The organism is Amycolatopsis sp. 2-15 (genome assembly GCF_030285625.1).
Classification (GTDB): Bacteria; Actinomycetota; Actinomycetes; order Mycobacteriales; family Pseudonocardiaceae; genus Amycolatopsis; species Amycolatopsis carbonis.
The window spans coordinates 4,808,325-4,832,736 of the sequence record NZ_CP127294.1 but is presented as its reverse complement, the minus strand read 5'-3'; the positions used below and the strand labels follow the sequence as shown (position 1 = coordinate 4,832,736).

The window sequence follows — 24,412 nt, the reverse complement described above, 5'->3', positions numbered from 1 at the left end:
GGGCGGTCAGGCCGGTGCGGGCCCCGGTTCGCCGGGGTCCGCACCGGCGTCCGCACGCGGTTTCACCGTGGGCGGCGCTTCCGTGTCCACGACGGATTCGCCGTCCGTCGCCACCCCGGTTTCCTCGCTCACCGGCTCCGGAGCCGCCGGCGGGGGCCGTTTCCCGATCATGCGGATGAGTGCGTCGGCCCAGCCCGCCGTCGGATCGATGTCCACGAACAGCGCCTTGAGCAGCAGCGTCGCCGGCACCGCGAGGATGGCGCCCAGCGGCCCGAGCAGCCACGCCCAGAACACCAGGGACAGCACCGTCACCAGCGTCGAAAGCCCCACGGAGCCGGCCACGAACCTCGGCTGGATCAGCGACTGCACCACGAAATTCAGCGCCACGTACACCACGATGACGACCAGCATCTTCTTCCAGCCGCCGTCGAGCAGGCCCAGCAACGCGGGTGGGATCACCCCGATCACGAAGCCGACGTTCGGGATGTAGTTGGTGACGAACGCGAGCAGCCCCCACAGGATCGGCACCGGGATGCCGATGAGCGCCAGCGCCCCGCCGTCGAGCACCGCCACGATGAAGCCGAACACGGTGGTCACGAGGATGTAGCTGCGAGTGCCTTCGGCGAAGCGGTGGAACGCGGCGGTGACCCACGGCCGGTCGCTGTCGATGGCGTTCAGGCGCTGATCGGACCACGTGGCCTCGGTGCTGACGAACAGCAGCAGCGCCAGCAGGAACACGAGGTTGGTGAGCACACCGCCGATGCCGGACAGCAGGGAGCCGACGAAGCCCGCGAGCTTGCCGAGGTCCAGCGAAGACGCCACTTCCCGCAGCTGCTGCGGCCCGACCCCGAACTGGGCGAGCTGATCCGTCGCGGATCGCAGCAGTTCGCTCGCGCGCTCCGCGTACTGCGGCAGCAGCGTCGCGAGCTGTGCCAGCGACACGATCACCACGAACACCAGGCCCACCATCACGAGGTAGACCACCGTGACGAGCACGACCGTCGTGAGCCAGCGAGGCCAGCCCTTGCGCAGCAGCCAGACCTGCACGGGGCTCGCGGTGATCACGATGACCAGAGCCAGGAACACGGGACCGACGATGAACGCGATCGCCCGCACCCCGGCCAGCGTGATCACCACCGACGCGGCCCCCAGCATGATCACCAGCACTCGGGGCAGCACGCTCCCGGGCGGGAACGTCGCCGCCAGCGGCGTCGGTTCGGAGCGTTTGCGCTTCGGCTTCGACTCCGTGGCACCGGTTCGTCCGCGCAGCTTCACGAGACCACCTCACCCTCGTCCGGGTTGGGGTGCTGCGGCGGTGCCCCGCGTCGACGGGCGACTCCCCGATGTCACTCCGGTGTGGCCGGACCTGCGCGGCGGCTCCGGCCGGCGGGTCCCGAGGATACGGTCACCGTCCGCACACAGCTCGCGCTTCACCCGCGCAGGATGAGACCTGGGCCGACGCGACGGAAGCGTCGGCGGCGGGGCTCCCGCGGGCGGGTCCGCGGCGCCGCGACACGCGACAGCGACCACGGCGGCCAGGTCACCCTCGGGAGGTCAGTCCGTCCACAGGGGACAGTCGCGGCCTCAGCCGGCCAGCTCGCCGGACCCGCCGCCGTAGGTGGTCTCGCCCGTCCGCCCGGGCCGGGGACACCGGCCGAGGCACGGGATCTGCGCCCACACCGTCTTGCGCTCGAACTCGGTCTCGGGCAGCACACCCCACGTCACCGACAGGCGGTCGACGAGCAGGAGCCCACGGCCGCGCGGGCCGGGCAGGCGCGACAAGCCCATCGTCGGCTGCACGAGGTTGCGGTCGGCCACCTCGACCCGCACGGTGCACGGGCGCAGGCTGTGCCACAGCTGCAGGTGGCGCGGTCCGCCGCCGTGGTCGTGGGCGTTGGCCAGCAATTCGGTGGCGACGAGGAGCACGTCGTCGCGATGCTCGTCACCCAGCGTGTCCAAGTGCTGTGACACCCATCTGCGCATGGTCCGCACCGTCGCCGCCGTGGTGCCGTGCAGCGGCAGCACCCACGTGCCCGGACGGCCGGCACTTCGGGCCCCGGTCAACGCCACCACCTCCCCGATCCGCGGTAAGCGCGCTTCCTGTCGACTTACCCGATCGGGTCACGAATGAATCACTGCAGGTGGCTCCGGTCCCGCCAGGCCATGGCCCACTGTGCCCGCGAAGGTCAGCTCACCGGCACGTTTTCCCTGGCCAGGATCTTGTCGACCGCTTCCGCGGTACCTGTCCCGGGGCTGGGAACGAACGTGAAAAGGTTCTGCCCGCCGGCGCCCTGGGAGGCCAGGTGCTCGACGTAGGGGTTCAGCTCGCCCGCGACCGGGTGGAACATCCGGTTCGTCGAGCGCGGGGTCGCCTCCACGCGGTGGTCGGCCGAGACGCGGCGGAACGGGGAGCTGGTCGCCGACAGCTCGGTCACCAGCCGCCGGGCGAGCAAGTCTTCGGGGTCGCAGCCGACCGCGAGGCGCAGCAAGCCGATCACGAGCAGCACGCCGGAGACGGCCAAGGTCGCCGCCGCGCCCCGCGGCGGCGACCAGGCCCCAGATCAGCGCGCCGACACCCTGGCCGCCCAGGAAGATCATCAGGTACACCGCCGGCGCCCGCGCGCGGACCCACGCGGGCAGCGCGAGCTGCAGCGTGGCGTTCAATGTGGACAGACCCGCCAGCCAGCCGGCTCCGCCCAGCACGAGCAGCACCACGACCACCACCGCGCTCGGCAGCAACGCCGCGGCGAACACCCCGACCACGTACGCGATGGTAGCGGCCCCCAGCAGCGTGTTGCGGCCGAACCGCGCGCGCATCGGCCGCATCAGCACGGCACCGCCCACCGCTCCGAGGCCGAGGGCGTCGAGCAGCACGCCGTAGCCGCCGGAACCGAGGGCGAGCCGGTCAGAGGCCACGACCGGCAGCAGCCCCCCACAACGCTGACGCCGGCAATACGAACACCGAGGCACGCACCAAGATCCGGCGGACACCGGGCGCGTACCGCACATACCGGATTCCGGCCCGCAAGGCGGGCAGCAGAGGTTCCGCCGAGCCGGCCGGCTCGGCGGTGGTGCGCCGCCACCTCAGCACCGCGACCAGGATCAGCAGGTCCGACACGGCGTTGATGCCGAACACCACCGGCCCGGTCAGCGCCAGCACGAACCCGGCCAGCGCGGGCCCGATCGCGCGCGATGTTGACGTTGAGGCTGCCGAGGGGACCGGTCAACCCGCGAAGCCCGGACGGGGACGAGATCGACGCCACGTTCACCGCGCCGGGAGCGGTCCGCTGAACGATTCGCGCAGACTCGGGGCCCGGCCACGCGACGGAGCGCGGCGAGCTGCGGTCCCGGCAGCCGGTCGAGCAGCACGTCCCGCAGCAGCTCCTCGAGGACACCGCACTCCCGCAGGACCCCGTCCACGACTACTTCCCGCGGCCGACGCCACCCGCGTGGTCTCAGACCGGCGAAACCCGGAACACCGGCCAGCCGATCTCCGTGCGCCACGCCCGCGGGTCCGGGTCGTCGCGCGGGCCGCACAGGTAGGTCTCGTGCACGGGACCGGCCACCGCGAGCGCGTGCTCCACCACCCAGTTGCCCAGCCGGCCGTAGGCGACGTCGAGGTCGTCGTGGTCGCCGACGTGCACTGTCACGGCGAGGTCCGTGGCCGGAAGCGTGTGCGGCGCAACGCGGCCGACCGCCGGGGCGTCGGGCACCGGCCGGTAGGCCAGGGCCGTGCCCCGGCCGGACGTGAACAGCTCGTTGTCGTACAGCCCGCCCGGCGGCGTGAAGCCCTCGCGGCCGGCGACAGCGGCGTCCAGTTCGGACATCGCCACGTCGTACCACTGCAGCACGTGGTCGAGGTCCACAGTGGCCTCGATCGCCGCGACGGTCCGCGCGGGGACCGAGCGCAGCTCGACCGCCAGCTCCTCGACGTCGGGCTTCAGCAGCCGCCGCAACGACGTGACCGCGGCGCGCGTGCGGTCCAGCCGGTCCTCCAGCCGTCGCAGGTGGCCGGCGACGAGGTCGGCGCGCGTTCGCGGATCCCCCGCGGCGAGGATGTGTTTCACCTCGGCCAGCGGCACGTCGAGCTCGCGCAAGCGGTGGATCACCTGGGCGTTCGGGATCTGCTCGCGCGCGTAGTAGCGGTAGCCCGTGGCGTCGTCGACCGACGCGGGAGCCAGCAGCCCCGCCTCGTGGTACCGGCGCAGCGTGCGCACGCTCAAGCGCGTGAGCTGGGCGAACTCGCCGATCGTCAGGCCTGACCGCATACCGCCACTGTGCACCCTCTCCCGGGGAGAGGGTCAACTCGGGTTTGGCTCTCTCCCCGGGAGAGGGCCGACGGTGGTGCTGTCATCCCGATCCGAACGAATGAGGCCCAGCATGACCACCGCACTGCCGCAGACCGTCGTCGGCTACCTCGCCGCGCACGAAACCCGCGACGCCGACCGCGCGCTGCCGCACTTCACCCCCGACGCCACCGTCGCCGACGACGGCCGCACCTACCACGGCCCCGCCGAAATCCGCGGCTGGCTCGAGGGCGCCGCGAGCGAACACACCTACACCAGCACGCTCATCGCCACCGAGCAGATCGACGACGACCACGTCGTCGCCACGCACCACCTCGAAGGCGATTTCCCCGGCGGGCAGGTCGATCTGCACTTCCGCTTCACGCTCGACCACGGCCTGATCTCGCGGCTGGTCATCGAACCCTGAAGCCGGTACCGGAAAAACCCCGCGACACCACCGGATCCGCGCGGCTAGAGTAACCGTCAAGGTTCGAGTGTGCCCGGTGCGCAGGCAACGGTTACTTCACTGGTGCTCGCAGGTTCGATTCCTGTACACCGTGGCCGATCTTTCCCGGGCGCACCGAACCGGACCGAAAGCTTCTTCGGGAGCAACAATTTCAGGTGTGCCCGGTGCGCAGGTGACGGTTACTTCCGCTGTCAACGGGCAGGTTGCGGGTTCGAATCCCGTCACCCCGACATATCGGGGTGTAGCTCAATCCGGTAGAGCGGCTAAACGTACCGTGGCCGACTTTTTCTCGGGCACACCTGAAACTGTTGCTCCCTTCCCATGACCACACACACGAACAGAGGGGGTCGACCCATGGCCAAGTTCAACATCCTCGGCGCGCTGCGGGCGGCCCGCTCGCCGATCTCCAGCGAGGCCGTCGCGAGCGGGCACACCTACGAAGGCGGGCCCGGCTACGCACGCGATGCCAAGAGCGAGCTGTTCCTGCTCGCCGTGACCAACATGGTCGGCGAGCACACCTTCTACGAGAGCGCCGAACAGCGCGACACCCGCTACGCCGAGCTCGTGCGCGCCGCGACGCTGGCTGATCCCGAGTGGACGGTCCGCTTCCTCGCGTGGCTGCGCCGGGAAGCGAACCTGCGGACCGCGGCGCTGGTCGGCGCGGCCGAGTTCGCGGCGGCCCGGCGTGAGGCCGGCCTCGAAGGGCTGTCGCGCCAGGCCGTGAACAGCGTGCTCCAGCGGGCCGACGAGCCGGGTGAGCTGCTGGCCTACTGGACCGGCGTCCACGGCCGCGCCGTGCCCAAGCCGGTGAAGCGCGGTATCGCCGACGCCGCCCAGCGCCTCTACACCGAGAGCTCCTACCTCAAGTGGGACTCCGACGCGCGCGGGTTCCGGTTCGCCGACGTCCTCGGGCTGACGCACCCCGGCCCGCGCGTCGGCTGGCAGGACGCGCTGTTCGAGCACGTCCTCGACGTCCGTTTCCACGCCGACCGCGAGATCCCGGCCGCACTGGGGACTCTCGGCGCGCACCGGGAGCTGATGGCGTGGCCGGTCGAGCGACGGCGCGAGCTGGTCGAGTCCGCCACGGCGCCCGAGGCGCTGCGCCGCGCCGGGATGACGTGGGAGTCGCTCGCCGGGTGGCTCCAGGGGCCGCTGACCTCGGCCGCGTGGGAGTCGATGATCCCGTCCATGGGCTACATGGCGCTGCTGCGCAACCTGCGCAACTTCGACCAGGCCGGGGTTTCCGACGAGGTGGCGCAGGCCGTCGCCACGCGGCTCGCCGACCCGGAGCAAGTCGCGCGGTCGCGTCAGCTGCCGATGCGGTTCCTCTCGGCCTACCGCGCGGCCCCGTCGCTGCGGTGGGCGTGGGCGCTGGAACAGGCGATCACGCACTCGCTCGCCAACGTCCCGGTGCTGCCGGGCCGCACGCTGATCCTGGTGGACACCTCGTGGTCGATGACCTCGCGGTTCTCGAAGGACGGCACGCTGAAGAGGTGGGACGCGGCCGCGGTGTTCGGGCTCGCGCTCGGGCAGCGGTGCGAGAAGGCCGACATCGTGTCGTTCTCCGACGACACCCGCGAGTTCCCGCTGCGGCAGCGGGAGTCGCTGCTGAAGGCGGTGGACCGCTGGAGGGCCGACGGGTACTTCCTCGGCAACGGCACCGACACGCAGCTGGCCGTCGGGAAGCACGAGCGCGGCCACGACCGCGTCGTGATCCTCACCGACGAGCAGGCCGCGCACGGCGACGTCGGGCGGTCCGTGCCGGCGGCCACCCCGCTGTACACGTGGAACCTGGCCGGGTACGAGCGTGGCCACGCGCCCAGCGGCGGCCGTTACCGGCACACGTTCGGCGGCCTGACCGACCAGGCCTTCCGGATGATCCCGCTCCTGGAGGCCGGGCGCGACGCCGACTGGCCGTTCTGACTGTCGCGATCGGACGGTGGTCCCGGATGACCACCGTCCGATTGCGACAGTGCTTGTGGCGCGGCCCAACCGGTACAGGAAATCGGACTTCGACTGGACCGGTCACGCGCGCGGACGCGGACCTAACCTCGACGTATGATTCTTTCACCCGGCTCACGCAGCACCTACGACAACCTGCTCACGCGCACCCCGCCGTTCGTCCCGGAGGGCGCGCACTTCATGGTCGGCACCGTCTCGATCCCGCCCGGCGACCCAGGCAGCGGCCCGCACCGGCATTCCGGTCCCGTGTTCGGCTACGTGCTCGAAGGCGAGATCCTCTTCGAGCTCGAAGGCGAGGAGCCCTACCCGATCAAGGCCGGCGAGGCGTTCTGGGAGCCCGGCGGCGAGGTGGTGCACTACCAGGCCGGCAACCTGCGCGAGGACATCGAGAGCAAGTTCGTGGTCTGCATGGTCTGCGCGCCCGACGTACCGATGCTCACGTTCCTCGACGACGACGAGATCCGCGAACGCGACCACCTGCGGCACCCGAAGGCCCGCCGCTCGGCCTGACCGTCTGCGTGGCCTGCTGTCCCCGGCCTGCTGTCTCCGATTCGGAGGCGGCAGGCCTTTCTCGTCAGGCGCGTCCGTAGGCCTTGCGGGCGAGCCGGGCGGCCGAAGGAGCGTGGCTGTCGGCTTCGGCCCGGATGTCGGCGATCGTCTTGGCCGCCAGGGCTTTGCGCCACTGGAGCTCGGCGTGCTGCATGGCCGAGTCGACCGCGCACTTGCGGCGGAACGCGCTCTGCGGCGCCTCCTGGCCCATCCCGTGCTGCCGGATCTCGGTGCACTGGAACGCGAACTCCCGACCCTCGATGGCGGCGACCACGTCCATCAGCGTGATGTCCTCGGGCCGGCGCGCGAGCACGAATCCGCCGCGCGCGCCCGGGAGCGAACGCAGCAGCCCCGCGCGCACGAGGGCTTGCAGCTGTTTGTTCAGGTACGCCACAGGAAGCTCGTAGCTGGCCGCGAGGGACGCGGTGGACACCGGTTCGTCGTCGTCGAGCCACGCGAGCGACAGCAGGACGTGGACGGACCACTCGACACCCTGGTTCATCCGCACGGCCGCCACCCTAGACAATCTGGACCCTGGAAGTCAAGGTTCCGGTTGCGGGCACGGGAGCGCACCTGCCACCATCGGAATCCCCTGCAGCGCACGAGGAGCGGCGAAGTGACCGAAGTGGCCGGTGGTGGACTGACCGACGCGGTGGCGGCGTTCGAAGCCGCGCGCCCGCGCCTGTTCGGCATCGCCTACCGGCTGCTGGGCACGGCGGCCGACGCGGAGGACGTGGTGCAGGACACGTGGATCCGCTGGCAGAGCACGGATCGCGACGTGGTGCGCAACGCCGAGGCGTTCCTCGTCACCACCGCGAGCCGGCTGGCGCTGACCGCCGCGACCTCGGCCCGGGCGCGCCGCGAGCTCTACGTCGGCCCGTGGCTGCCCGAACCGATCCCCACCGCCGACGGCACCGACGTCACGGTGGAGCGCGGCGAGGCGCTCGAACTCGCCGTGCTGGTGTTGCTCGAACGGCTCACTCCGCAGGAGCGCGCGGTGTACGTGCTGAAGGAGGCCTTCGACTACCCGTACCGCGACATCGCCGGGTTCCTCGACATCAGCGAGCAGCACGCGCGCCAGCTGAGCCACCGGGCGCGGGGCCACGTGACCCGTGAACGCGGCGCGCGCGTGAGTCCCGCCGAGCGCGACCGGTTGCTGCGGGCGTTCCTCGCGGCGGCGCAGCAGGGTGATCTCGAAGGTCTGCAGAGCCTGCTGGCCGAGCACGCCGTCGCGTACTCGGACGGTGGCGGCGTGGTCACGGCCGCGCGCAAACCGATCGCCGGCCGCGAACGCGTGGCGCAGTACCTGGTGCGGACGGTCGGAATCCACGGGCAGCAGGTCGACACCTCCGTCGTGGCGGCGAACGGGCAGCACGTGGTGCTCGTCTCGCGCGCCGGCGAACCGCTCGCGGCGTGCTGGGTGGACGCGTCGCCGCTGGGCATCGACCAGGTCTGTTTCGTCGTGAACCCGGCGAAGCTCGCCCGGCTGGCCGCGGCGGTCGCGGGGTGAGCTCGCTCGGGATCGACCTGCACCTCGAGGCGGGCGGCGAACCGCGGGCCCGCTCGATCGAGGCCGCGCTGCGGGAGGCGGTGACGTCCGGGCGGCTGCCCGCCGGCACGCGCCTGCCCGGCACCCGCAGCCTGGCCGACGACCTCGGGATCGCGCGCGGCACCGTCGTCGAGGCCTACGCGCAGCTGGTGGCCGAGGGCTGGCTGGTGAGCACGACCGGGTCGGGCACCCGCGTCGCCGAAACCCGGCTCCCCGCGGCGAAGGCGGTGCCGGAGGTCGAGCCGCGCCTGCTCGACCTCCGGCCGGGGCGCCCGGATCTGAGCCTGTTCCCGCACACGCTGTGGTCGGCCAGCGTGAAACGCACCCTGGCGGCGGCGGGACCGTCCAGTTTGGACTACGGCGACCCGGCCGGTTCACGGCTGCTGCGCGAAGCCGTGGCCACGTACGTGTCACGAACGCGCGGTGTCCGCGCGGAAGCCGAGGCCGTCGTGATCACGACCGGCTTCACCCACGGCCTCGCCTTGCTGGCGCGGGCCCTGCGGGAGTCGGGGCTGTCCGTGATCGGCACGGAGGACCCCGGCCTCGTCCACCACCGGCGCCTCATCCACGGCGCCGGACTCGCGACCGCACCGCTTCCCGTGGGTCCTTTCGGCGCGGACCCTGCCGCGCTGGATCCGGACGTTCGCGCCGTGCTGCTCACGCCCGCCCACCAGCACCCGCGCGGTGTCGTCCTGAGCCCCGATCTGCGCACGGCCTTCCTCGACCGGGCCCGCGCCCGCGACGGCTTCGTCATCGAGGACGACTACGACGGCGAGTTCCGCTACGACAAACAGCCCGTGGGCGCGCTGCAGGCCCTGGACCCGTCCCGCGTGGTCTTCGCGGGCAGCACCAGCAAATCCCTGGCGCCCGGCCTGCGCCTCGGCTGGCTCGTGCTGCCGCCGCGGCTGCGCATCCCGGTCCTCGACGCGCTGGCCGTCACCGGCGCGTCCGTCGGCGCCCCCGGCCAGCTCGCCCTCGCCGACCTGCTCCGGCGCGGCGACTACGACCGCCACGTCCGCCGCGCCCGCGCCACCTACCAGAAGCGGCGCGCCGAACTGGCCACCCGCCTCGCCACCCTCACCGACGTCCCCCTCGACGGCGTCCCCGCCGGCCTCCACGCCCTGCTCCCCCTGGCGTCGTGGCAAGAGGAAAAGCGCCTCGTCGACACCGGCCTCCACGCGGGCGTCCGCCTGCTGGGCCTGCACACCTCGGGCTACTGGCACGGCACCGACCCCCGTGCCGGCCTGGTCCTCGGCTACGCCACCCCACCGCAACACTCGTGGCACCCAGCGCTGGACACCCTGGCCCGGCTGCTGGAGGGCGCCGAGATCGCCGCTTGGTGACCCGGCTGAGGTCGGCGATTCGGCCTGGCGACTCACGCCGGTCCTCACCCGGGGCTGTTGCCACCGGGCCGCGGACCACGCCTGTGCGCAGCGGCGACCGGCGGCCCCAGGGTGCAGCCCTCCGGCCGCGCTCCCGGACAGCGGTCTTTCGCCAGGTCACGCCGACGGGTCCTTCTCCACGCCGGACCGAGCGCACCGGGCCACGCCCTGCGGTGCCCCGCAAACGCCGGCCCGGCTTGAATCCCTCCGGCCAGGCCGGCCACCGGAACGCCAGGCCACACCAGCGCGCCCTTCGCCACGCCAGAGCCGAGCCCACCGGACCGCCCCTGGGCGCCGCCCCGGCGACCGACCCGGAGTTGAAGCCCTCCCCACCACGCTCACGCACAGCCACAGCCGACGCCGGGCCCTGCCGGACTCGAGCGCACCGGACCTCCGCACGCCGAGGCCGCCGTCAGCCCAGCTTGAAACCCTCCCGCCACGAAGGCCGGCTCGGCAGCCAGCCCAGGTCCTTGCGGGCGTGCGTGTTGTCCGCTCCCCGTGCCCACGGGGTGCGGTCACCGTCGGTCCGGGAAGCTGTCGGCGCCCCGACGGAGGCGCAGAACGCGGGGACCCACTCGTAGCCCGCCGCGGGCTCGTCGTCGCAGATGTTGACCGGGCCGGTGGGCCAGGTGAGGGCGGCGAGTGCGGCCGAGGCGGCATCGTCGAGGTGGAGGAAGCTGGTGACGTCGGCGGTGGCCGGGAGGTTGCCGGCCGCGGCGAGCTGGGCCATGAGGGCGCCGGCGGTGTACCAGGTGTCCGGGCCGTAGAGGGTGCCGTAGCGCAGGACCACCCACTCGGGCAGTTCCGACACCGCCGTCTCCAGGGCGGCGACGCCCGACACCGAGCCGAGCCGGTCGGGGGCGCCCGCCAGGTCGAGCGGTGTGTCCTCCGGTGCGGGCGCGGCGCCGGGCTCGTAGGCCCACGCGATGCTCTGCGCGACGATCCGCCGCACCCCGGCCGCCTTCGCCGCATCGACGAGGTTACGCGTGCCGACGGTGCGCACGTGGGCGTTCGCGGCGCGGTCGCCCGAGCCGAGGTCGGTCAGCTGGTGCATCACGACGTCCGGCGCGGCGGCGCGGACGATCTCGGCCAGCGCGGGCGCGTCGTACACGTCGCCGAGCACGGCCGTCGCGCCGAGTGCGGTGATCCGGTCGGCCGACCCGGCGCCGCGGGCCAGCCCGATCACCTCGTGGCCCTCCGCGAGCAGCGCCGGCACCACCCGGCGCCCGACAACGCCGGACGCACCGGCGAGGAAGATCCGCATCTTTCCCTCTCAACGATCTCGTGTGGACAACCCGGTGAGAACCAGTCAACCCGCGCCCACGCCGGACCGGTAGTCCACTTCGCCCCCACGCCGCTGGACCGGTTCACGGCGCCCGGAGGTGTGGATCACACGCCAGCCTGTCACGTTCGCCGGACCTGCGCGGTCTGGGCAGTGATCCACACCGAGACGATCCACACCCGAGACGAGACGAAATGAGGCAAGACCGATGCGAGTGGCTGTCGCCGGCGGGACCGGGCTGATCGGCGCGCTGGTGGTGCGGAAACTGACCACGGCCGGGCACGAGCCGGTGGTGCTGGCGCGTTCGCGGGGCGTCGACCTGACGACCGGCGCCGGGCTCGGCGGGAAGCTCGACGGCTGCGAAGAGGTCGTCGACGTCACCAACATCATGTCCGTGCGCAGGAAGCCCGCGGTCGGTTTCTTCGCCGCCGCCACGCGTAACCTCCTGGACGCCGCCGCGACGGCCGGGGCGCGGCACGTGATCGCGCTCTCGATCGTCGGCGTGGACGACGTCGACCTCGGCTACTACTTCGGCAAGCGCAAGCAGGAGGAGCTCGTGCGCAACGGCCCGGTGCCGTGGACGATCCTGCGGGCCACGCAGTTCCACGAGTTCCCGGAGCCCCTTGTGGACGGTGCCCGTGGGCCGTTCGTGGTGGTACCGCGGGAACTTTCCCAGCCGGTCTCGGCGGACGAGGTCGCGAGCGCCCTGGCCGCGCAGGTCGGGCAGGAGCCGGGCGGCTACGTGCGGCCGCTCGCCGGCCCCGAGCAGCTCCAGATGGCCGACATGGCCCGCCGGCTGGCCAAGGCCCGCGGATCCCGCAAGATCGTGCTGCCGGTATGCCTGCCGGGTGCGGTCGGCAAGGCCATGACCGGCGGCGCGCTGCTCCCGCGCGAAGACTACGCCCGGGGCGAGCGCACGTTCGCCGAGTACCTGCGCCGCGCCGCGAACCGACTGTCCTGAAAGGACTCCCATGAACACCCTCGCCATCCGGGCCACCCTGGTGATCCCATTCCTCGTCACAGTGGTCGTCGGCGGCTGGAACCAACTGTTCCCCGAAAGCTTCTACACGACCTTCCCCACGGTGGACCTGAACCCGCCGTTCAGCGAGCACTTCGCCCGCGACTTCGGCGGCGCGACGCTGGCCATCGCGCTGGTACTCGGCATCGCGCTCGTCAAGCCGAGGACGCACTACGTCGTGCCCGCCGCCGGCGCGTTCTCGCTCTTCGCCGTGCCGCACTTCTTTTTCCACCTGTTCGACACGCACCCGCCGGTGATGTGGCAGGCCGTCGTGCTCACCACCGCCAACGCCCTGGTCGCGATCCTCGGCCTGGCCGCGATCCTGCTGGCCGTGGTGCGCGACCGGCGCGCGGCTGCTCCGGCTTAGCGCGGTACGGGTCGAGTGCGTCGGTCGGCCCGGTGCCGACGAAGCCGACGGCCGCCCGCCACATCTCGCGTTCGTCCGCCAGCCGCGCGGGCAGCGTGAGCCCCATGGCGGTGGCGAGCGGCGCTCGGCCGAGGTCGACCATCGCGCGGACGGCGCCGGCCCACTCGTCCGTGGCCACCACGGCCACCCGGTACCAGACGACCGCCAGCACCAGCAGGCCCACCAGCGCCCCGGCCGTCACCCACGGCAGCTCCGCCCGCCCCACGACGAGGTCGACGGCGGCGGCCACCACGACGAGCACGTGACCGCAGAGCAGGCTGACGAAGAAGTCGACGTTGGTCCGCCCGTCCTCCACCTGCTTGCGGACGGGCTCGGCGACACCGGCGTTGAGCTCGTGCCAGAGCACCTGCGAATCGAGCCGGTACCGGTGGTGGCCGTACTCCTCGAACCGCCGGATCGCGTTGCCGAGCCGCGTGGCGGCGACCTGCTGGTCGTCGAGCGGGTAGCGGTGCAGGCGCTCGGCGAGCAGGGCGTGCCAGACCGGGCCCTTGCGGAGGTCGCGCTCGAGGTAGGGCCCGAGGTCCTCCTGCGCCCGGAACTTCGCCGGCGTCGCCCGATCCTCGGCGGGCAGCCGATCTTCCCGCCGGGCCAACGTCACCGCGTCGACCCGGTTGCGCAACAGGTGCAGCCGGGCGACTTGCCGACGGCGCCGCCGGCGCAAAAGCCAGCCCGGCCAGGCGAAGTAGCCCTCGAGGACGCGGTAGAGCGGCGTTTGCAGTGCCGCCAGCACCAGCCCGAGCACAGCCGTGGCCACCAGCCCCGCGACGGCCGCCCACCCCGCGTCCACGCTCAACGCCCCGATCCGCCTCGGCCCCGGCACCACCGCGAACCCGAACACCACGACGTTGATCAGGCTCGGCAGGATCCACCCGACGAGCAACGCCCGGGCGCCCCCGAGGGCGCCCTGAAGAACCCCGGTCATGCCTTACCCGCGCCCCCGCAGCCGGCGCAGCAACCGCCGCCACCCCGGCTCGCGCACGTCGTCGTAGGGCTCCGGCACGCTCGACCGCCCGCCGCCGCCCCTGCGATCGGCCGCCGCGCCGTACACGTCCGGCCCGAGTGGCGGGCCACCCCAAGGCTGCGGCTGGTCCCACGACGCCTGCTGCGCGAACGCCGGCCCCTCCGGCGGGGCACCAGACCCCGTCGGAGAGTTGTCGACGAACGCCGGCCCCGGCGGCGGCGAGCTCTCCGGCTCCAACCGCCCCTCGTCCCGCATCGGCCGCTGCGCGAACGCCGGCCCCGGCGGCGGTCCGCCGGACGTCGGGCCACCCTCGAAGAAGGCGGGCCCGGGTGGTGCACCACCCTGCTGGGGTTGCTGATACCACTCCCGCGACCTCGGCTCGCCACGCGAATCCGCCGCCTCGACCGGCGGAAAACTCGGCCCCGGCGGCGGCCCACCGTACTGATCCCACCCGCGAGAACTCGATTCGTCACGCCGACCCCCGTCGACCGACGAAAACGCCGGCCCCGGCGGCTGCGCACCGGCGACACCGCCTGCCATCCGTTCCGGCGGACCCGGAGCGGGCGGCTGGTGCGGGAAGACCGGCTCGCCGGGCTGAGTGTCGCGGCCGGAGTTTCCCGGCCACGACCGCGTGCGTGAAGCCTCGGACAGCCCGCCGGACGGAGGGTCGTCGAGGCATGGTGGACCCGGTGGCTGGACAGCCTGTTAACCGCCGCCGGACCACGACGTCGAACCGCCGAGAGGTTCGATGTCGGAGTGAAGCCCGCCAATGGAAGGGGAGCGGGCGTCGCTCCGGGGAATGCCCGACGGTGGTGTCGGCGCGTCAGGATCACCAAACTGCGGTGGGACCTCGTCAGGAACTCCGGAATCTGTGGAACCGTCGTCGTCAGACGTCGTCATCCGCCGCCCCCTGCCGTTCGCGCGAGACAGTTCACCATAGTGGGAAACATCCGCGCGGCCGAGGGTTATGGCGAACAGGCCGGACCCAGATCAGCCGAGAACCAGTGTTGCGGCCGCAGCGAAATCACGTGGTGCTCGCCGAGGTGGGTACGCTCGAACTCCAGGAAGGCCTCGACCTTGTCCGGGGGCAGGTAGCGCGCCACCATTTCGCGAGATTCGGCGTCGGTGCTCGGCTCGTACCGCCTCACCGGGCCTTCCACCGAAACGTATCGGACTGTCGGCGAGGTCCGTTGCGCCATCAGGGTGAAGCGCCCCGTTTCCCGGACCGCGCGGGCTTTCCGCGTGTCCGGTGGTGCGCGCACCCACAGCTCACCTCCTGGCGTGTACTGGTACCAGATGGGCACGACGAGGGGCGCGCGGTCGGGGCGTTCGACCACCGACAACGCGCCGATGTGCGGCTCGGCCAGGAACTGTTCGCGCATTTCCACTGTCAACACCATGACATCGCAGGGTACGCGGGGGGTCCGACAAAAACCGGCACACCGCACGTCGTGAGTCCATTGTGGACTCCATGAACAGTCCGATCGAGACAACCCTTGTAACGCTCATGAAAGCCGTCACGATGGAACTGGGGTAACCCTTTCGCGACGACGAGAGGAACGGGGAAATGACGCTGACCAAAACAGACGACCGCGACCTGACGCCCGCTTCGTGACCGCGTCCGGGCAGGACACCGTGCTGGTCGTGGGGGCCGGACCGGTGGGCTTGACCGCCGCCGCCGAGCTGGTGCGCCAGGGCGCGCGCGTGCGGGTGGTCGAGCAGCGGGCCGAGCCCACCACGCAGTCCCGCGCGGTCGTCGTGCACCCGCGCACGCAGGAGCACCTGGCCGCGATGGGAGTGCTCGCGCCGCTGGAGCGCGAGGCATCCGCCATCACCGCGCTGGAGATCTACGCCGGCCGAGACCCGAAGCAGCCCACCGTGCGGCTGGGCACCGAGCACCTCGCCACCCGCTACCGACGCATCCTCGACCTCGCCCAGCCGCGGACCGAGGCACTGCTCGCCGAACACGTGGCCAGCCTGGGCGTGCGGGTCGAACGCGGCGTGACGCTGGAGGGCCTCGAACAGGACTCGACGGGCGTCACGGCCACCTTCACCTCCGCGGCCGGGCGCGACCGGTCCCGCTACGCCTGGGTGGTCGGCGCCGACGGCGGGCACAGCACCACGCGCACGGCCGTCGGCACCCGAATCGAGGGCGTGTTCGAAGGTCAACATTTTTTGTTCGCCGACGTCGTCGCCGAGTCCGAACGCTCACCCGACACCGTGCGAATGTTCGCGCACCCCGACGGCATCGGCGGCGTGTTCCCGATGCCCGAGGGCCGCACCCGGCTGCTGTTCGAAGTCGAACCCCCGGCGGCCGGCGCGGTCCCGACGATCGCCCGGACGCAAGAGCTCGTCGACCAGCGCGCGGGCGGCGCGTGGCACGTGACGGACGCCCACTGGCTCGCCTACTTCGAGATCCACCACGGCCAGGTACCCCGCTACCGCCACGGCCGCGTGCTGCTGGCCGGCGACGCCGCGCACATCCACAGCCCCGCCGGCGGTCAGGGCATGAACACCGGCATCCACGACGCGGTCAACCTCGCGTGGAAGCTCGCCCTGGTCACCACCGGCCGCGCCGATCCGGCGCTGCTCGATTCCTACCACACCGAACGCCACCGGGTCGGCGCGTCGGTGGTCAAACAGACCACGCGCATGACCGACGTGATGACGGTCAACGGCCCCGAACGCGGGCTGCGCAACCTCGCGTTGTTCCTGGTCGGGCACCTCCCGCCCGTGCGCGAGGAGCTGATCGCCGGCATCGCCGAGGTCGACATCCACTACCGCGGCAGCCCCATCGTCACCGGCCGCGCGACCTCACGACGACACCCGCACCCCGGCGACCACGCACCCGACCTGCCCGGCCTGCGCACCGCCGACGGCACGCCGACCTCACTCGACGAGCTGCTCCGCCGGCCCGGCCACCTGCTCCTCACGAGCGTCCGGGACAACGCGGTGCTCGACGAATACCGCGCGGCCCTCGCCGGCTTCGGCACGGTCGTACCCCTCGGCTCCGGCGGCCTCCAAGACCCGGACGACTCCTTCACCGACCGCTACGGCACCGGCGACCACGGCCTCGCCCTCATCCGCCCCGACGGTTACCTCGGCCTCATCACCCGTGAGGGATCTCCCGAAAAGTTGTCCGAATACGCACAACGCCTGATGCACGGCACTCAGGCTTCGGTGCCCGGTGGTAAGTCCCGCACATCCTGAAACCCGAGCTGCCGGCCGCCACCCGGCGCGGCGGCGAACGGGCTCAGCAGGTAGCCGACGTGGTCCCCCGTGTCGTGGCGCGACAGCATTTCACCGGCGAACCAGGCCGGGCAACCGTCGAGCAACGGCACACCGCGCGGCCCGGAATGCCCGGCGCACAAGGAGAACTTGTCGGCGTCGAAGCCACTGCGCGAACCGAACAGGCGGGCGAGCTCCGCCGCGTCCCGGGTCAGCCGGTGCACGGCGAGCTCCCCACGCCCGCCGCGACCTCCGTCGTGTGGTTCTCCTTCGACAGCCACACCTGAACCGCGGCGGCGAGATGCTGCCCTGCGCCGCGAACCCCACCAGGCACCCGGCCCGCCGCTCGCCGCCGCGGCACGTCACGACGTGCATCGGGTAGTCCAGCTGTCCTGCCCAGCTGTCGAACTGTTCGTCGGCCATGACCCTCCTCGCCGGACGGACAGTCAGCGCAGGGACGCTGCGGGCAGCCCGGCACACGTCCGCGGCCAGCAGCTGGGTCAGCGTCGGAGCGAAGTCGCCGGGGCCGACGATCGACAGCGACGGGTCGGCCCGCTACGCGGCGGCGAGCTCGGTCCCAGGATGGGTGACCTGCCACAGCGTGGCCGCGAGGGCGTTGGCCGCGGTGACGACGTCGATCGCCGCACGGCTGGTCCGCTTGAACTCCACGACATTCTCGACGTCGACGTCGTGCTCCAGGCGGGACGTTGGCGAACAGATCGCACAGCAACCGATCGGCGGCCAGGCACGCGACGAGCACCTCCGCCAGCAGCACGTGCTTGTGCGAGGGGAAGTAGCGGCGCCTCGCCGAGTGGGTGACCGATGCGACGCCACGCTCCCGCGCGAGCGTGCGGGCCGCGTCCACCAGGGCTGCGGCTCGCGGCGGACGGCTGGGCGAGCTGGGCGGACGCGGTCGCTGAGGAGCTTCGCGGCCGCACGGTTTCGCCGGCCGAGCGCGGCGTCCGGCTCGACATCCGGTTCCTCGAGATCACCGACCACCCGGCCGTCCACGCCCTCATCGACGACGTGGCCCGGACCCACGGCCACCTCGACGCCGTGGTTTCCCAAGCCGGCGGCATCTTCGCCCTCGGCACAGCGGAGCAGATCACGATGGCCGGCTTCCGTTTCGTCCTCGAGACGACGGGTCATCGGCAACACCGGCGGCGTGCAGGCGGTCGAGGAGGTCGGTCCGCAGACCCTCGACCTGCTCGGGCAGGAGAACCCGCCGCTGAGGTCCCAGACCGCGCAGTGGGCCCGGGACTTCGTCGCGCCGAAGCTGTCCGCGGACCCGGACGGCCGGAAGGTCTACGAGGCTTCGGAGGCGTACCTGCAGCCTCGCCGGGTAGGGCTTACGGCAGCAGCGGCGGGGTGAGCGCGCGGCGGTGGCGCGTGGCGAACTGCCAACCGAGGAAACCCAGTGCCAGCAACAGGTAGCTGTTGCCGATCACGTGGTCCAGCGGTCCCCAGGACAGCTCGCGGAAGTCGTTGTTGGGCAACAGCGAATGCGGCGCGATGACGAAGATCGCGATCACGGCCGCCAAACCGGCCATCGCGCGGCCGGTCGTGGCGCGGGCGGCCAGGACGATCGTCGCGGGGACGATCCAGACCCAGTGGTGCGACCACGAAATGGGTGAGCACACGAGAACCGCGGCGGCGTTGAGGAGGAAGGCGACCGGTTCGTCGGCCCGGCGCATGGCCGCTGCGGCGAGGAGCAGCGCGGCCAGGGTTCCCGCGGCGACCAGGACGAGCGTGGGCGTCGCGGGGAGGCCGAAGCGGTGGACGGCGCCCTGGATGGTCTGGTTGGTGGCGAAGATCGAGCCGCTCATGCCCGACGCGCCGGTCAGCCCGCCGCCGAACCAATAGGCCGCGGAAGCCCGGGGGGCCACCACAAAACCGACCGCGCCCGCGGCGACGAACGTGCCGAGCGCGGTGCCGAGCGCGCGGAAGTCCTTCTTCAGGAAGAAAAACAGCAGAAACCCGGCCGGTGTGATCTTCACGGCGGCGGCCAGGCCCACCAGCATCCCGCGCGGCAGGCGGGTTTTCGGCCCCAGGCAGTCGATCACGACCAGCGCCATGAGCACCAGGTTGATCTGCCCGAACCACAGCGTCTCGCGCACCGGCTCGAACGCCAGCGACGCCGCCCCGACCACGACCGCGGCCAGCACCGCCGTCCGCCTTCCGGCGCGCGGCCGCACGACGACGTAAACCGTGGCACCCAGGGCGGTCAGCGAAATCGCCAGGATCAGGATGGCCGCGACCGGCGTGGGCACCGCGGCCGGCACCAGGAACAGGATCGCCGCGAACGGCGGGTAGATGAACGGCAACGTCATGCCCGACCGCGTCGGCGGCAGCGGGCCGTAGAGGTCGCGGCCGTGCGCCAGCGCCTGCGCGCCGAGGCGGTAGACCTCCAGGTCCACCGGCCACAGCGTGCACACGATCGCGAGCACGCCCGCCACGAAGACGACCGCCGCCACCACCAACGCCACCACCGCGCCCCGGCGCGCGGCCGCCTCGTCGAACAGCTGTTTCAGCACTCCGGCCGGTGTCGCGTGCCCCCCAGGGCCTCGGAACGTGATCACCCCGTGATCATCCACGGCGCGAGCTCGTTTCACCGAGCCGGGGCCGTTCGTCACCCTGGGAAACTTCTTCGGGCCCGCGGGGTGGCGCCCTCCGCCGGAAGAAACAATGGCACTACGTCCCGGCCACGACACCCAGGAGAGCCCGTGCCCCTTCGCGTCCTGTTCTGCATCGGCATCAACCAGAACTTCTTCGACCTGCCTGCGGACGGGCTGACCACCGGTGCCGTCTGGCAAGCGTTCGTGTCCATGATGGATCAGCTCAAAACCTTGCCGGGCATCACCTTCATCGGCGACTTCGACGACGATTCACACCAGGTCGGCCCGTCCGGCGGCTGGCCGTGGACCTGCTACCTCCTCGCCGACGCCGACACGCAGGAAACGGTCAAGGCCGCCTGCGACCTCTTCCGCTCCACCCCGGTCGGCGACGGCGACGCGAAGCTGTGGCGCTTCGCGAAGGTCGAGGCCCGCGTCGGCCGCGCCCTCACTGTCCGCGACGACGTCGAGCTGCCCGGCTGACCCGGCCGGTGGGTCAGGCCGCGACCAGCCGGTGGACCGAACCACTGCTGCTCGGCACCCAGGCGTCCGGAAACGCCGAGGCCAGCGCGTGCTGGGCGCGCCAGCCGGTGCAGTGGCCGGGCGCGAGCAGCGCCGGCGAGAGCTCGGCCAGCGCGGCCACCGTGGGATCGATGGTCGCCTCGAACGCGCGACCGCCCAGGTGCAGGCCACCGACCAGAGCGTGCAGACGGTCCACTCCGGTGAGCCGCTGGGCCTGCTTCACGATGTTGAGCACCCCGGCGTGGCCACAGCCGGTCAGGACGACCAGGCCCTGGCCGCGCAGGTGAACCACGAGGGCCTGATCGTCGATCACGGCCGGATCGTGCCGCCAGTCGCCGTCGAGCCAGGCCTGGTGCGACGGCGGCATGCCGCGTTCGAACTCCGTCGTCCGCGCGACCTCGCCGGTGATCAGCACCCGGCCGTCGGCCAGGAGCGTCGGCTCGCGCCGCTCGATCACGTCGAAACCCTCGCCGGCCAGCGCCGTCTTGCTCAGTGTCGGGAGCTCGAAGACCTCGCGCCCCGGCACCACCAGTCGGCGCTTGGTCCAGACCTCGGGATGCGCGAGGACCGGCAGCCGCTCACGGCCGAGGCGGCCGGCGAGGCCCGCCAGGCCGCCGGTGTGGTCGAAGTGGCCGTGGCTGAGCACCACACCTTCGACCGCGTGCAGGTCGGTGCCGAGCCGATCGGCGTTGGTGATCATCGCCGACGGAGACAGCCCGGTGTCGAACAGCAGCGTGGCTTCCGCCGCGCCGCGCCGCACCGCGACCAGCGACGAAAACCCGTGCTCGCCGAGCAGGCCGACCTCGGTGCGGCCACCTTCGAACTGCGGGGCGGCCTCGCCGGCGCGCCCGAAGGTTTCCCGGGTGGTGAACGGGCCGTCTTCCAGCAGGCCGTCGTAGACGTTGTCCACGAGCGTGGTGATGCGGACCTCGTCCACCGGTACCAGTGCGGAAGCCGGGCCGGAGCTGTCGAACATGCCTTGTCCCTCCGGCTCGGTCACGCCGTGGCGTGCGAGTGGCCCGCGGAGGAGTCTTCGAACAGTTTCATGGCCAGGAGCCCGTGCGCGACCGCGCCGCCGCCGCGCACGGCGCCGGCGATCAGCACGGCCTCCGCGAGCTCCTCCGACGTCATGCCCTGCTCACGCGCCGCCGCCGTGTGCACGTCGAGGCAATAGGCGCATTGGGTGGTCAACGCGACGGCGATCGCGATGATTTCACGGTACCGGCGCGGGATCGCACCGTCTTCCCGGGACACCACATCCTGGTAGTCCATGAATTTCTTGAATTCACCGGGCGCGAATTTCTTCAGTTTCGCCATGTATTTCATGTCGGCGGGTTCGTGGTAAGCCATGACTCCATGCAATCCCCTGACCACTCCGTGGTCAAAGACCAATCGGCTCAGCGGGGGCCTGCGCCTGATATAGTGCCTGGTCGTGGACCTGAGGCAGCTGCGGTACTTCGTCGCGGTGGGCGAGGAGCTCAGTTTCGCGCGGGCGGCCACGCGGCTGCGGATGTCGCAGCCTCCGCTGAGCCAGCGCATCCAGGAGCTCGAACGGGAACTCGGCTGTTCGTTGCTGGATCGATCGGTGCGCCCGATTCGGCTCACCGATTCCGGTCGTATTCTGCTCGACGAAGCGCGCGATATCCTGGAACGAGTGGACCGAGCCGCGGCGCGCACCCGTTCCGCGGGGCAGAGCCGAATTGTCACGATCGGCGTCGTTTCGGAGGCCGTGGCCGGTTTCGTCACGGGCCTCAGCGGGCATTTTCGCGAGACGGTGAAGGCCCGCTACCCCCACTTGTCCCTGCGCGTGCGGGTGCAGGGGATCGCCAGCCCGGCCGCGGGCCTGCACACCGGCCAAGCCGACATCGCCATCACGCGCTTGCCGTTCGACACCCGCGGCATCGCGACCCACACCCTGGGCGAGGAACCACTGGTCGCCGCACTGCGCTCCGACGACCGGCTCGCGCACCGCACCGAAATCGACCCCGGCGAGCTGAGCGACCACCTGTGGTGCCGGCTTCCCCGCGACGCCGACCCGCTGTGGCGCGAGTACTGGCTCGGTAACCCCAGCGCGTCCGGCGCCGACCGGCAGGGGCCGGTGGTCCATTCGCTCGCCGAGTACATCCAGTGCGTGGCCTGGGAAGGCGCGGTCGGCGTGCTGCCCCACAGCGTCGCCCGGCTGTACCCGGCGGCCGGGGTGAGTTTCGTGCCGCTGGCCGGACAGCCGGACAACCACCTGGTCCTGGCGTGGCCGGTCGACCGGGCCGACAAGGTGATCCTCGACCTCGCGGAGGCCATCGCGTCCGCCACCGCGGCCCACGGTTCGCAGTTTTTCGCACCGCTGCCCCGCGACTGATCGTCAGCGGCGTCGGCGCGACTCGGCCGCCGACACCATCCCCAGCGCCAGATCCGCGTAGTACTCCCCCAATTCCTCAGGCGAATCCGCCCCGTCCAGCCGGTACCAGCGCACCAGGTCGACGCCCAGCGACAGGATCGCACGCACGACCCGGTGCGCGTCGGCCTCCGGGAAGGCACCGGCCGCGGTGCCGTGTGTGAGGGCGTCGTGGAAAACCGCGGTCGACCGGCGGCGCAGGCCGACGATCACGTCGTAGTGCGCAGGGGTCAGGGCGCCCAGTTCGTACTGGCTGACGCGCGCGGCGACGTGGTGGCGGGCGTGCCACGAGACGAAGGCGGCGACGAGGGCGCGCAGGTGCTCCGCGGGGTCGGTGCCGGGCGGGACCCGGTTCAGCGCGTCGAGTGAACTTTTGTGCCCGGCGCGGGTGATCTCGAAGAGCACTTCCTCCTTGGAGCTGAAGTGCACGTACAGCGCGGCGGGCGAGAGGCCGGCCGCGGCGGTGATGTCCCTGGTCGTGGTGGCGTGGAAACCCTGGGCGGCGAAGCAGCGCACGCCACCGGTGAGCAGGGCGCGCGCGGCTTTGCCGAAGCCGGCGTCCCAGAGGCCGGGCGAGTCGTCCGCCAGGTCGGGGAGCGCGGATCGCTGGGCGCTCATCACGGTTCCTTTCCCTCGGTTGCGCTGCCGGGCCGGGCCTTGCTCCGCCCCACGGGGGTGTGTATCGTCCCACACCATCAGCGATTATGACTATGCGCTTAGTCATTGTCCCAGGTAGACGTTCTGCCGCGATCCGCCGTCGATCGGGAGGAGGACACCGTGGACGTGTCCTGCGCGTTCCCCACCGCCCTGGACTCTCCGGACCACATCGCACTCGCCGAGCGACTCGGCTACCACCGGGCCTGGGTGTACGACACACCCCAGCAAAGCCCCGACGTGTGGATGACCCTCGCCCTCGCCGCCGACCGCACCGAGCGCATCAATCTCGGCCCGGGCGTGCTCGTGCCCAGCCTGCGCCACCCCATGGTCAACGCCGCCGCCACGGCAACCCTCGCCGCGCTCGCCCCCGGCCGTGTGGCGGTCGCGTTCGGCACCGGGTTCTCCGGCCGCCGCGCGATGGGCTACGGCGCTGTGCGCTGGGCGTTCATGGAGTCCTACCTCCGCGCGTACCGCGGGCTGCTGCGCGGCGAAACCGTGGAGTGGGAAGGCGCGCGGATGCGGATGCTGCACCCCGACGGCCACGCTCCGGCGCGGCCCGTCGACGTGCCGATCCTGGTCGGCGCGCTCGGCCCCAAGGGCAACAAGGTCGCGAGCGAGCTCGGCGACGGACTGTTCGCCACGCTGCAGACGCCCGAGTTCATGAAGGACTACCCCTGGGTCGCCTTCCTCGAATGGGGCACCGTGCTCGACGAAGGTGAGCCCACCGACTCCACCCACGCGCGCTCGGCCGCCGGCCCGGGCTGGGCGCTGTCGTTCCACGGCGCCTACGAGTTCGGCGGCCCCGACGCGGTGCGCGCCCTGCCCGGCGGGGTGGAATGGCTCGAGGTGGTGGAAAAAACACCGGAGGAACACCGGCACCTCACCATCCACTCGGGACATTGCGTCGACCTCAACGAGGCCGACGGCGCCGCCTGGCACGCCGGCGGCAACTCCACGCTGCGCGAGGTGACGCTGAGCGGAACCCGCGCCGAGGTCCGCCGCAAGATCGACGACTACGCCTCGCGCGGCGTCACCGAGATCGTCTTCCAGCCGTGCGGGCCAGACGTCGAGCGCGAGCTCGAGCGTTTCCTCGACGCCGCCGCCGGCTGACCCGTACCC

Annotated in this window: 27 protein-coding genes and 1 pseudogene; 12 read left to right on the top strand and 16 right to left on the bottom strand. The window is 71.9% G+C overall.

The window, feature by feature from the left end; all coding sequences use genetic code 11:
- Window positions 1-6: 6 nt before the first annotated feature.
- The 6 genes and pseudogenes from QRX50_RS24030 to QRX50_RS24010 all read right to left on the bottom strand — a co-directional run bounded on the left by QRX50_RS24030 (window position 7) and on the right by QRX50_RS24010 (window position 4,268).
- Window positions 7-1,275 carry an AI-2E family transporter gene (locus QRX50_RS24030; RefSeq protein WP_434533311.1) on the bottom strand — a complete coding sequence of 423 codons (1,269 nt, stop codon included), beginning with the start codon at window positions 1,273-1,275 and terminating at the stop codon, window positions 7-9.
- A 309-nt stretch (window positions 1,276-1,584) separates the two neighbouring features.
- Window positions 1,585-2,064, bottom strand: coding sequence for an ATP-binding protein (locus QRX50_RS24025; protein ID WP_285974153.1), 480 nt, complete (start codon window positions 2,062-2,064; stop codon window positions 1,585-1,587).
- Window positions 2,065-2,186: 122 nt separating this feature from the next.
- Window positions 2,187-2,522 carry an MmyB family transcriptional regulator gene (locus QRX50_RS24020; protein WP_285974152.1) on the bottom strand — a complete coding sequence of 112 codons (336 nt, stop codon included), beginning with the start codon at window positions 2,520-2,522 and terminating at the stop codon, window positions 2,187-2,189.
- Between the two features lie 79 nt (window positions 2,523-2,601).
- Window positions 2,602-3,009: pseudogene (locus tag QRX50_RS49690) on the bottom strand (MFS transporter); the annotation flags it as partial.
- Window positions 2,906-3,160 carry an MFS transporter gene (locus tag QRX50_RS24015; RefSeq protein ID WP_285974151.1) on the bottom strand — a complete coding sequence of 85 codons (255 nt, stop codon included), beginning with the start codon at window positions 3,158-3,160 and terminating at the stop codon, window positions 2,906-2,908. The pseudogene QRX50_RS49690 and the gene QRX50_RS24015, both read right to left, overlap by 104 nt.
- A 295-nt stretch (window positions 3,161-3,455) precedes the next feature.
- On the bottom strand, window positions 3,456-4,268 hold the full coding sequence (locus QRX50_RS24010) for a MerR family transcriptional regulator (RefSeq protein WP_285974150.1): 813 nt from the start codon (window positions 4,266-4,268) through the stop codon (window positions 3,456-3,458).
- A gap of 112 nt (window positions 4,269-4,380) precedes the next feature.
- Between QRX50_RS24010 and QRX50_RS24005 the strand changes: the two genes are divergently transcribed.
- The 3 genes from QRX50_RS24005 (at window position 4,381) to QRX50_RS23995 (ending at window position 7,224) form a co-directional block, all read left to right on the top strand.
- A complete protein-coding gene (locus QRX50_RS24005; protein WP_285974149.1) occupies window positions 4,381-4,713 on the top strand; it encodes a nuclear transport factor 2 family protein in 333 nt (110 codons plus the stop codon).
- Between the two features lie 393 nt (window positions 4,714-5,106).
- Complete coding sequence (locus QRX50_RS24000) at window positions 5,107-6,675, top strand: TROVE domain-containing protein (RefSeq protein ID WP_285974148.1); 1,569 nt, start codon at window positions 5,107-5,109, stop codon at window positions 6,673-6,675.
- Between the two features lie 135 nt (window positions 6,676-6,810).
- Entirely contained in the window at window positions 6,811-7,224 is a 414-nt protein-coding gene (locus QRX50_RS23995) for a cupin domain-containing protein (RefSeq protein WP_285974147.1), read from the top strand.
- Between the two features lie 64 nt (window positions 7,225-7,288).
- Here QRX50_RS23995 and QRX50_RS23990 read toward each other — a convergent pair whose 3' ends face one another.
- Window positions 7,289-7,765 (bottom strand): RrF2 family transcriptional regulator, encoded by a 477-nt coding sequence (locus QRX50_RS23990; protein WP_353074167.1) that lies wholly within the window; start codon window positions 7,763-7,765, stop codon window positions 7,289-7,291.
- A 114-nt stretch (window positions 7,766-7,879) separates the two neighbouring features.
- On the opposite strand from QRX50_RS23990, the gene QRX50_RS23985 reads away from it, so the two are divergent.
- Window positions 7,880-8,773, top strand: coding sequence for a sigma-70 family RNA polymerase sigma factor (locus QRX50_RS23985; RefSeq protein ID WP_285974145.1), 894 nt, complete (start codon window positions 7,880-7,882; stop codon window positions 8,771-8,773).
- A complete protein-coding gene (gene pdxR / locus QRX50_RS23980; protein ID WP_285974144.1) occupies window positions 8,770-10,155 on the top strand; it encodes a MocR-like pyridoxine biosynthesis transcription factor PdxR in 1,386 nt (461 codons plus the stop codon). The genes QRX50_RS23985 and pdxR overlap by 4 nt, the downstream gene beginning before the upstream one ends.
- 451 nt (window positions 10,156-10,606) lie before the next feature.
- On the opposite strand, the gene QRX50_RS23975 is transcribed toward pdxR, so the two are convergent.
- Complete coding sequence (locus tag QRX50_RS23975) at window positions 10,607-11,458, bottom strand: NAD-dependent epimerase/dehydratase family protein (RefSeq protein ID WP_285974143.1); 852 nt, start codon at window positions 11,456-11,458, stop codon at window positions 10,607-10,609.
- Window positions 11,459-11,684: 226 nt separating this feature from the next.
- Here QRX50_RS23975 and QRX50_RS23970 point away from each other — a divergent pair, with 226 nt between their 5' ends.
- Entirely contained in the window at window positions 11,685-12,437 is a 753-nt protein-coding gene (locus QRX50_RS23970) for an SDR family oxidoreductase (RefSeq protein ID WP_285974142.1), read from the top strand.
- 10 nt (window positions 12,438-12,447) lie between these two features.
- Complete coding sequence (locus tag QRX50_RS23965) at window positions 12,448-12,861, top strand: hypothetical protein (protein ID WP_285974141.1); 414 nt, start codon at window positions 12,448-12,450, stop codon at window positions 12,859-12,861.
- Here the strand turns inward: QRX50_RS23965 and QRX50_RS23960 are convergent.
- The 3 genes from QRX50_RS23960 to QRX50_RS23950 all read right to left on the bottom strand — a co-directional run bounded on the left by QRX50_RS23960 (window position 12,770) and on the right by QRX50_RS23950 (window position 15,282).
- On the bottom strand, window positions 12,770-13,843 hold the full coding sequence (locus tag QRX50_RS23960) for a hypothetical protein (RefSeq protein ID WP_285974140.1): 1,074 nt from the start codon (window positions 13,841-13,843) through the stop codon (window positions 12,770-12,772). The two genes, QRX50_RS23965 and QRX50_RS23960, sit on opposite strands and share 92 nt — an antisense overlap.
- 3 nt (window positions 13,844-13,846) lie before the next feature.
- Window positions 13,847-14,137 carry a hypothetical protein gene (locus tag QRX50_RS23955; protein WP_285974139.1) on the bottom strand — a complete coding sequence of 97 codons (291 nt, stop codon included), beginning with the start codon at window positions 14,135-14,137 and terminating at the stop codon, window positions 13,847-13,849.
- Window positions 14,138-14,847: 710 nt separating this feature from the next.
- Window positions 14,848-15,282: a pyridoxamine 5'-phosphate oxidase family protein gene (locus tag QRX50_RS23950; protein WP_285974138.1), complete on the bottom strand. Its 435-nt coding sequence runs from the start codon at window positions 15,280-15,282 to the stop codon at window positions 14,848-14,850.
- 211 nt (window positions 15,283-15,493) lie between these two features.
- On the opposite strand from QRX50_RS23950, the gene QRX50_RS23945 reads away from it, so the two are divergent.
- A complete protein-coding gene (locus tag QRX50_RS23945) occupies window positions 15,494-17,092 on the top strand; it encodes an FAD-dependent oxidoreductase (protein WP_285974137.1) in 1,599 nt (532 codons plus the stop codon).
- Here the strand turns inward: QRX50_RS23945 and QRX50_RS23940 are convergent.
- Complete coding sequence (locus QRX50_RS23940; protein WP_285974136.1) at window positions 17,053-17,334, bottom strand: flavin reductase family protein; 282 nt, start codon at window positions 17,332-17,334, stop codon at window positions 17,053-17,055. The genes QRX50_RS23945 and QRX50_RS23940 overlap by 40 nt on opposite strands.
- Before the next feature lie 941 nt (window positions 17,335-18,275).
- Here QRX50_RS23940 and QRX50_RS23935 point away from each other — a divergent pair.
- Window positions 18,276-18,482, top strand: coding sequence for a hypothetical protein (locus QRX50_RS23935; protein ID WP_285974135.1), 207 nt, complete (start codon window positions 18,276-18,278; stop codon window positions 18,480-18,482).
- Here the strand turns inward: QRX50_RS23935 and QRX50_RS23930 are convergent.
- Window positions 18,460-19,644 (bottom strand): glycosyltransferase 87 family protein, encoded by a 1,185-nt coding sequence (locus tag QRX50_RS23930; RefSeq protein ID WP_285974134.1) that lies wholly within the window; start codon window positions 19,642-19,644, stop codon window positions 18,460-18,462. The two genes, QRX50_RS23935 and QRX50_RS23930, sit on opposite strands and share 23 nt — an antisense overlap.
- A gap of 189 nt (window positions 19,645-19,833) precedes the next feature.
- On the opposite strand from QRX50_RS23930, the gene QRX50_RS23925 reads away from it, so the two are divergent.
- A complete protein-coding gene (locus QRX50_RS23925) occupies window positions 19,834-20,205 on the top strand; it encodes a hypothetical protein (protein WP_285974133.1) in 372 nt (123 codons plus the stop codon).
- Between the two features lie 13 nt (window positions 20,206-20,218).
- Here QRX50_RS23925 and QRX50_RS23920 read toward each other — a convergent pair whose 3' ends face one another.
- Entirely contained in the window at window positions 20,219-21,220 is a 1,002-nt protein-coding gene (locus QRX50_RS23920) for an MBL fold metallo-hydrolase (protein ID WP_285974132.1), read from the bottom strand.
- Window positions 21,221-21,240: 20 nt separating this feature from the next.
- Window positions 21,241-21,594 carry a carboxymuconolactone decarboxylase family protein gene (locus QRX50_RS23915; protein WP_285974131.1) on the bottom strand — a complete coding sequence of 118 codons (354 nt, stop codon included), beginning with the start codon at window positions 21,592-21,594 and terminating at the stop codon, window positions 21,241-21,243.
- Window positions 21,595-21,676: 82 nt separating this feature from the next.
- Here QRX50_RS23915 and QRX50_RS23910 point away from each other — a divergent pair, with 82 nt between their 5' ends.
- Entirely contained in the window at window positions 21,677-22,600 is a 924-nt protein-coding gene (locus QRX50_RS23910; RefSeq protein ID WP_285974130.1) for a LysR family transcriptional regulator, read from the top strand.
- A 3-nt stretch (window positions 22,601-22,603) separates the two neighbouring features.
- Here the strand turns inward: QRX50_RS23910 and QRX50_RS23905 are convergent, their stop codons facing one another.
- Window positions 22,604-23,254: a TetR/AcrR family transcriptional regulator gene (locus QRX50_RS23905; RefSeq protein ID WP_285974129.1), complete on the bottom strand. Its 651-nt coding sequence runs from the start codon at window positions 23,252-23,254 to the stop codon at window positions 22,604-22,606.
- A 159-nt stretch (window positions 23,255-23,413) separates the two neighbouring features.
- Between QRX50_RS23905 and QRX50_RS23900 the strand changes: the two genes are divergently transcribed.
- Window positions 23,414-24,403: an LLM class flavin-dependent oxidoreductase gene (locus QRX50_RS23900; protein WP_285974128.1), complete on the top strand. Its 990-nt coding sequence runs from the start codon at window positions 23,414-23,416 to the stop codon at window positions 24,401-24,403.
- The last annotated feature ends 9 nt before the right edge of the window (window positions 24,404-24,412 follow it).

Coding starts and splice junctions, on each gene's coding strand:
- QRX50_RS24010 (WP_285974150.1), bottom strand. CDS start 4,268: ATGCGGTCAGGCCTGACGATCGGCGAGTTCGCCCAGCTCACGCGCTTG.
- QRX50_RS24005 (WP_285974149.1), top strand. CDS start 4,381: ATGACCACCGCACTGCCGCAGACCGTCGTCGGCTACCTCGCCGCGCAC.
- QRX50_RS24000 (WP_285974148.1), top strand. CDS start 5,107: ATGGCCAAGTTCAACATCCTCGGCGCGCTGCGGGCGGCCCGCTCGCCG.
- QRX50_RS23995 (WP_285974147.1), top strand. CDS start 6,811: ATGATTCTTTCACCCGGCTCACGCAGCACCTACGACAACCTGCTCACG.
- QRX50_RS23990 (WP_353074167.1), bottom strand. CDS start 7,765: ATGAACCAGGGTGTCGAGTGGTCCGTCCACGTCCTGCTGTCGCTCGCG.
- QRX50_RS23975 (WP_285974143.1), bottom strand. CDS start 11,458: ATGCGGATCTTCCTCGCCGGTGCGTCCGGCGTTGTCGGGCGCCGGGTG.
- QRX50_RS23970 (WP_285974142.1), top strand. CDS start 11,685: ATGCGAGTGGCTGTCGCCGGCGGGACCGGGCTGATCGGCGCGCTGGTG.
- QRX50_RS23965 (WP_285974141.1), top strand. CDS start 12,448: ATGAACACCCTCGCCATCCGGGCCACCCTGGTGATCCCATTCCTCGTC.
- QRX50_RS23960 (WP_285974140.1), bottom strand. CDS start 13,843: ATGACCGGGGTTCTTCAGGGCGCCCTCGGGGGCGCCCGGGCGTTGCTC.
- QRX50_RS23955 (WP_285974139.1), bottom strand. CDS start 14,137: ATGCGGGACGAGGGGCGGTTGGAGCCGGAGAGCTCGCCGCCGCCGGGG.
- QRX50_RS23950 (WP_285974138.1), bottom strand. CDS start 15,282: ATGGTGTTGACAGTGGAAATGCGCGAACAGTTCCTGGCCGAGCCGCAC.
- QRX50_RS23920 (WP_285974132.1), bottom strand. CDS start 21,220: ATGTTCGACAGCTCCGGCCCGGCTTCCGCACTGGTACCGGTGGACGAG.
- QRX50_RS23915 (WP_285974131.1), bottom strand. CDS start 21,594: ATGGCTTACCACGAACCCGCCGACATGAAATACATGGCGAAACTGAAG.
- QRX50_RS23905 (WP_285974129.1), bottom strand. CDS start 23,254: ATGAGCGCCCAGCGATCCGCGCTCCCCGACCTGGCGGACGACTCGCCC.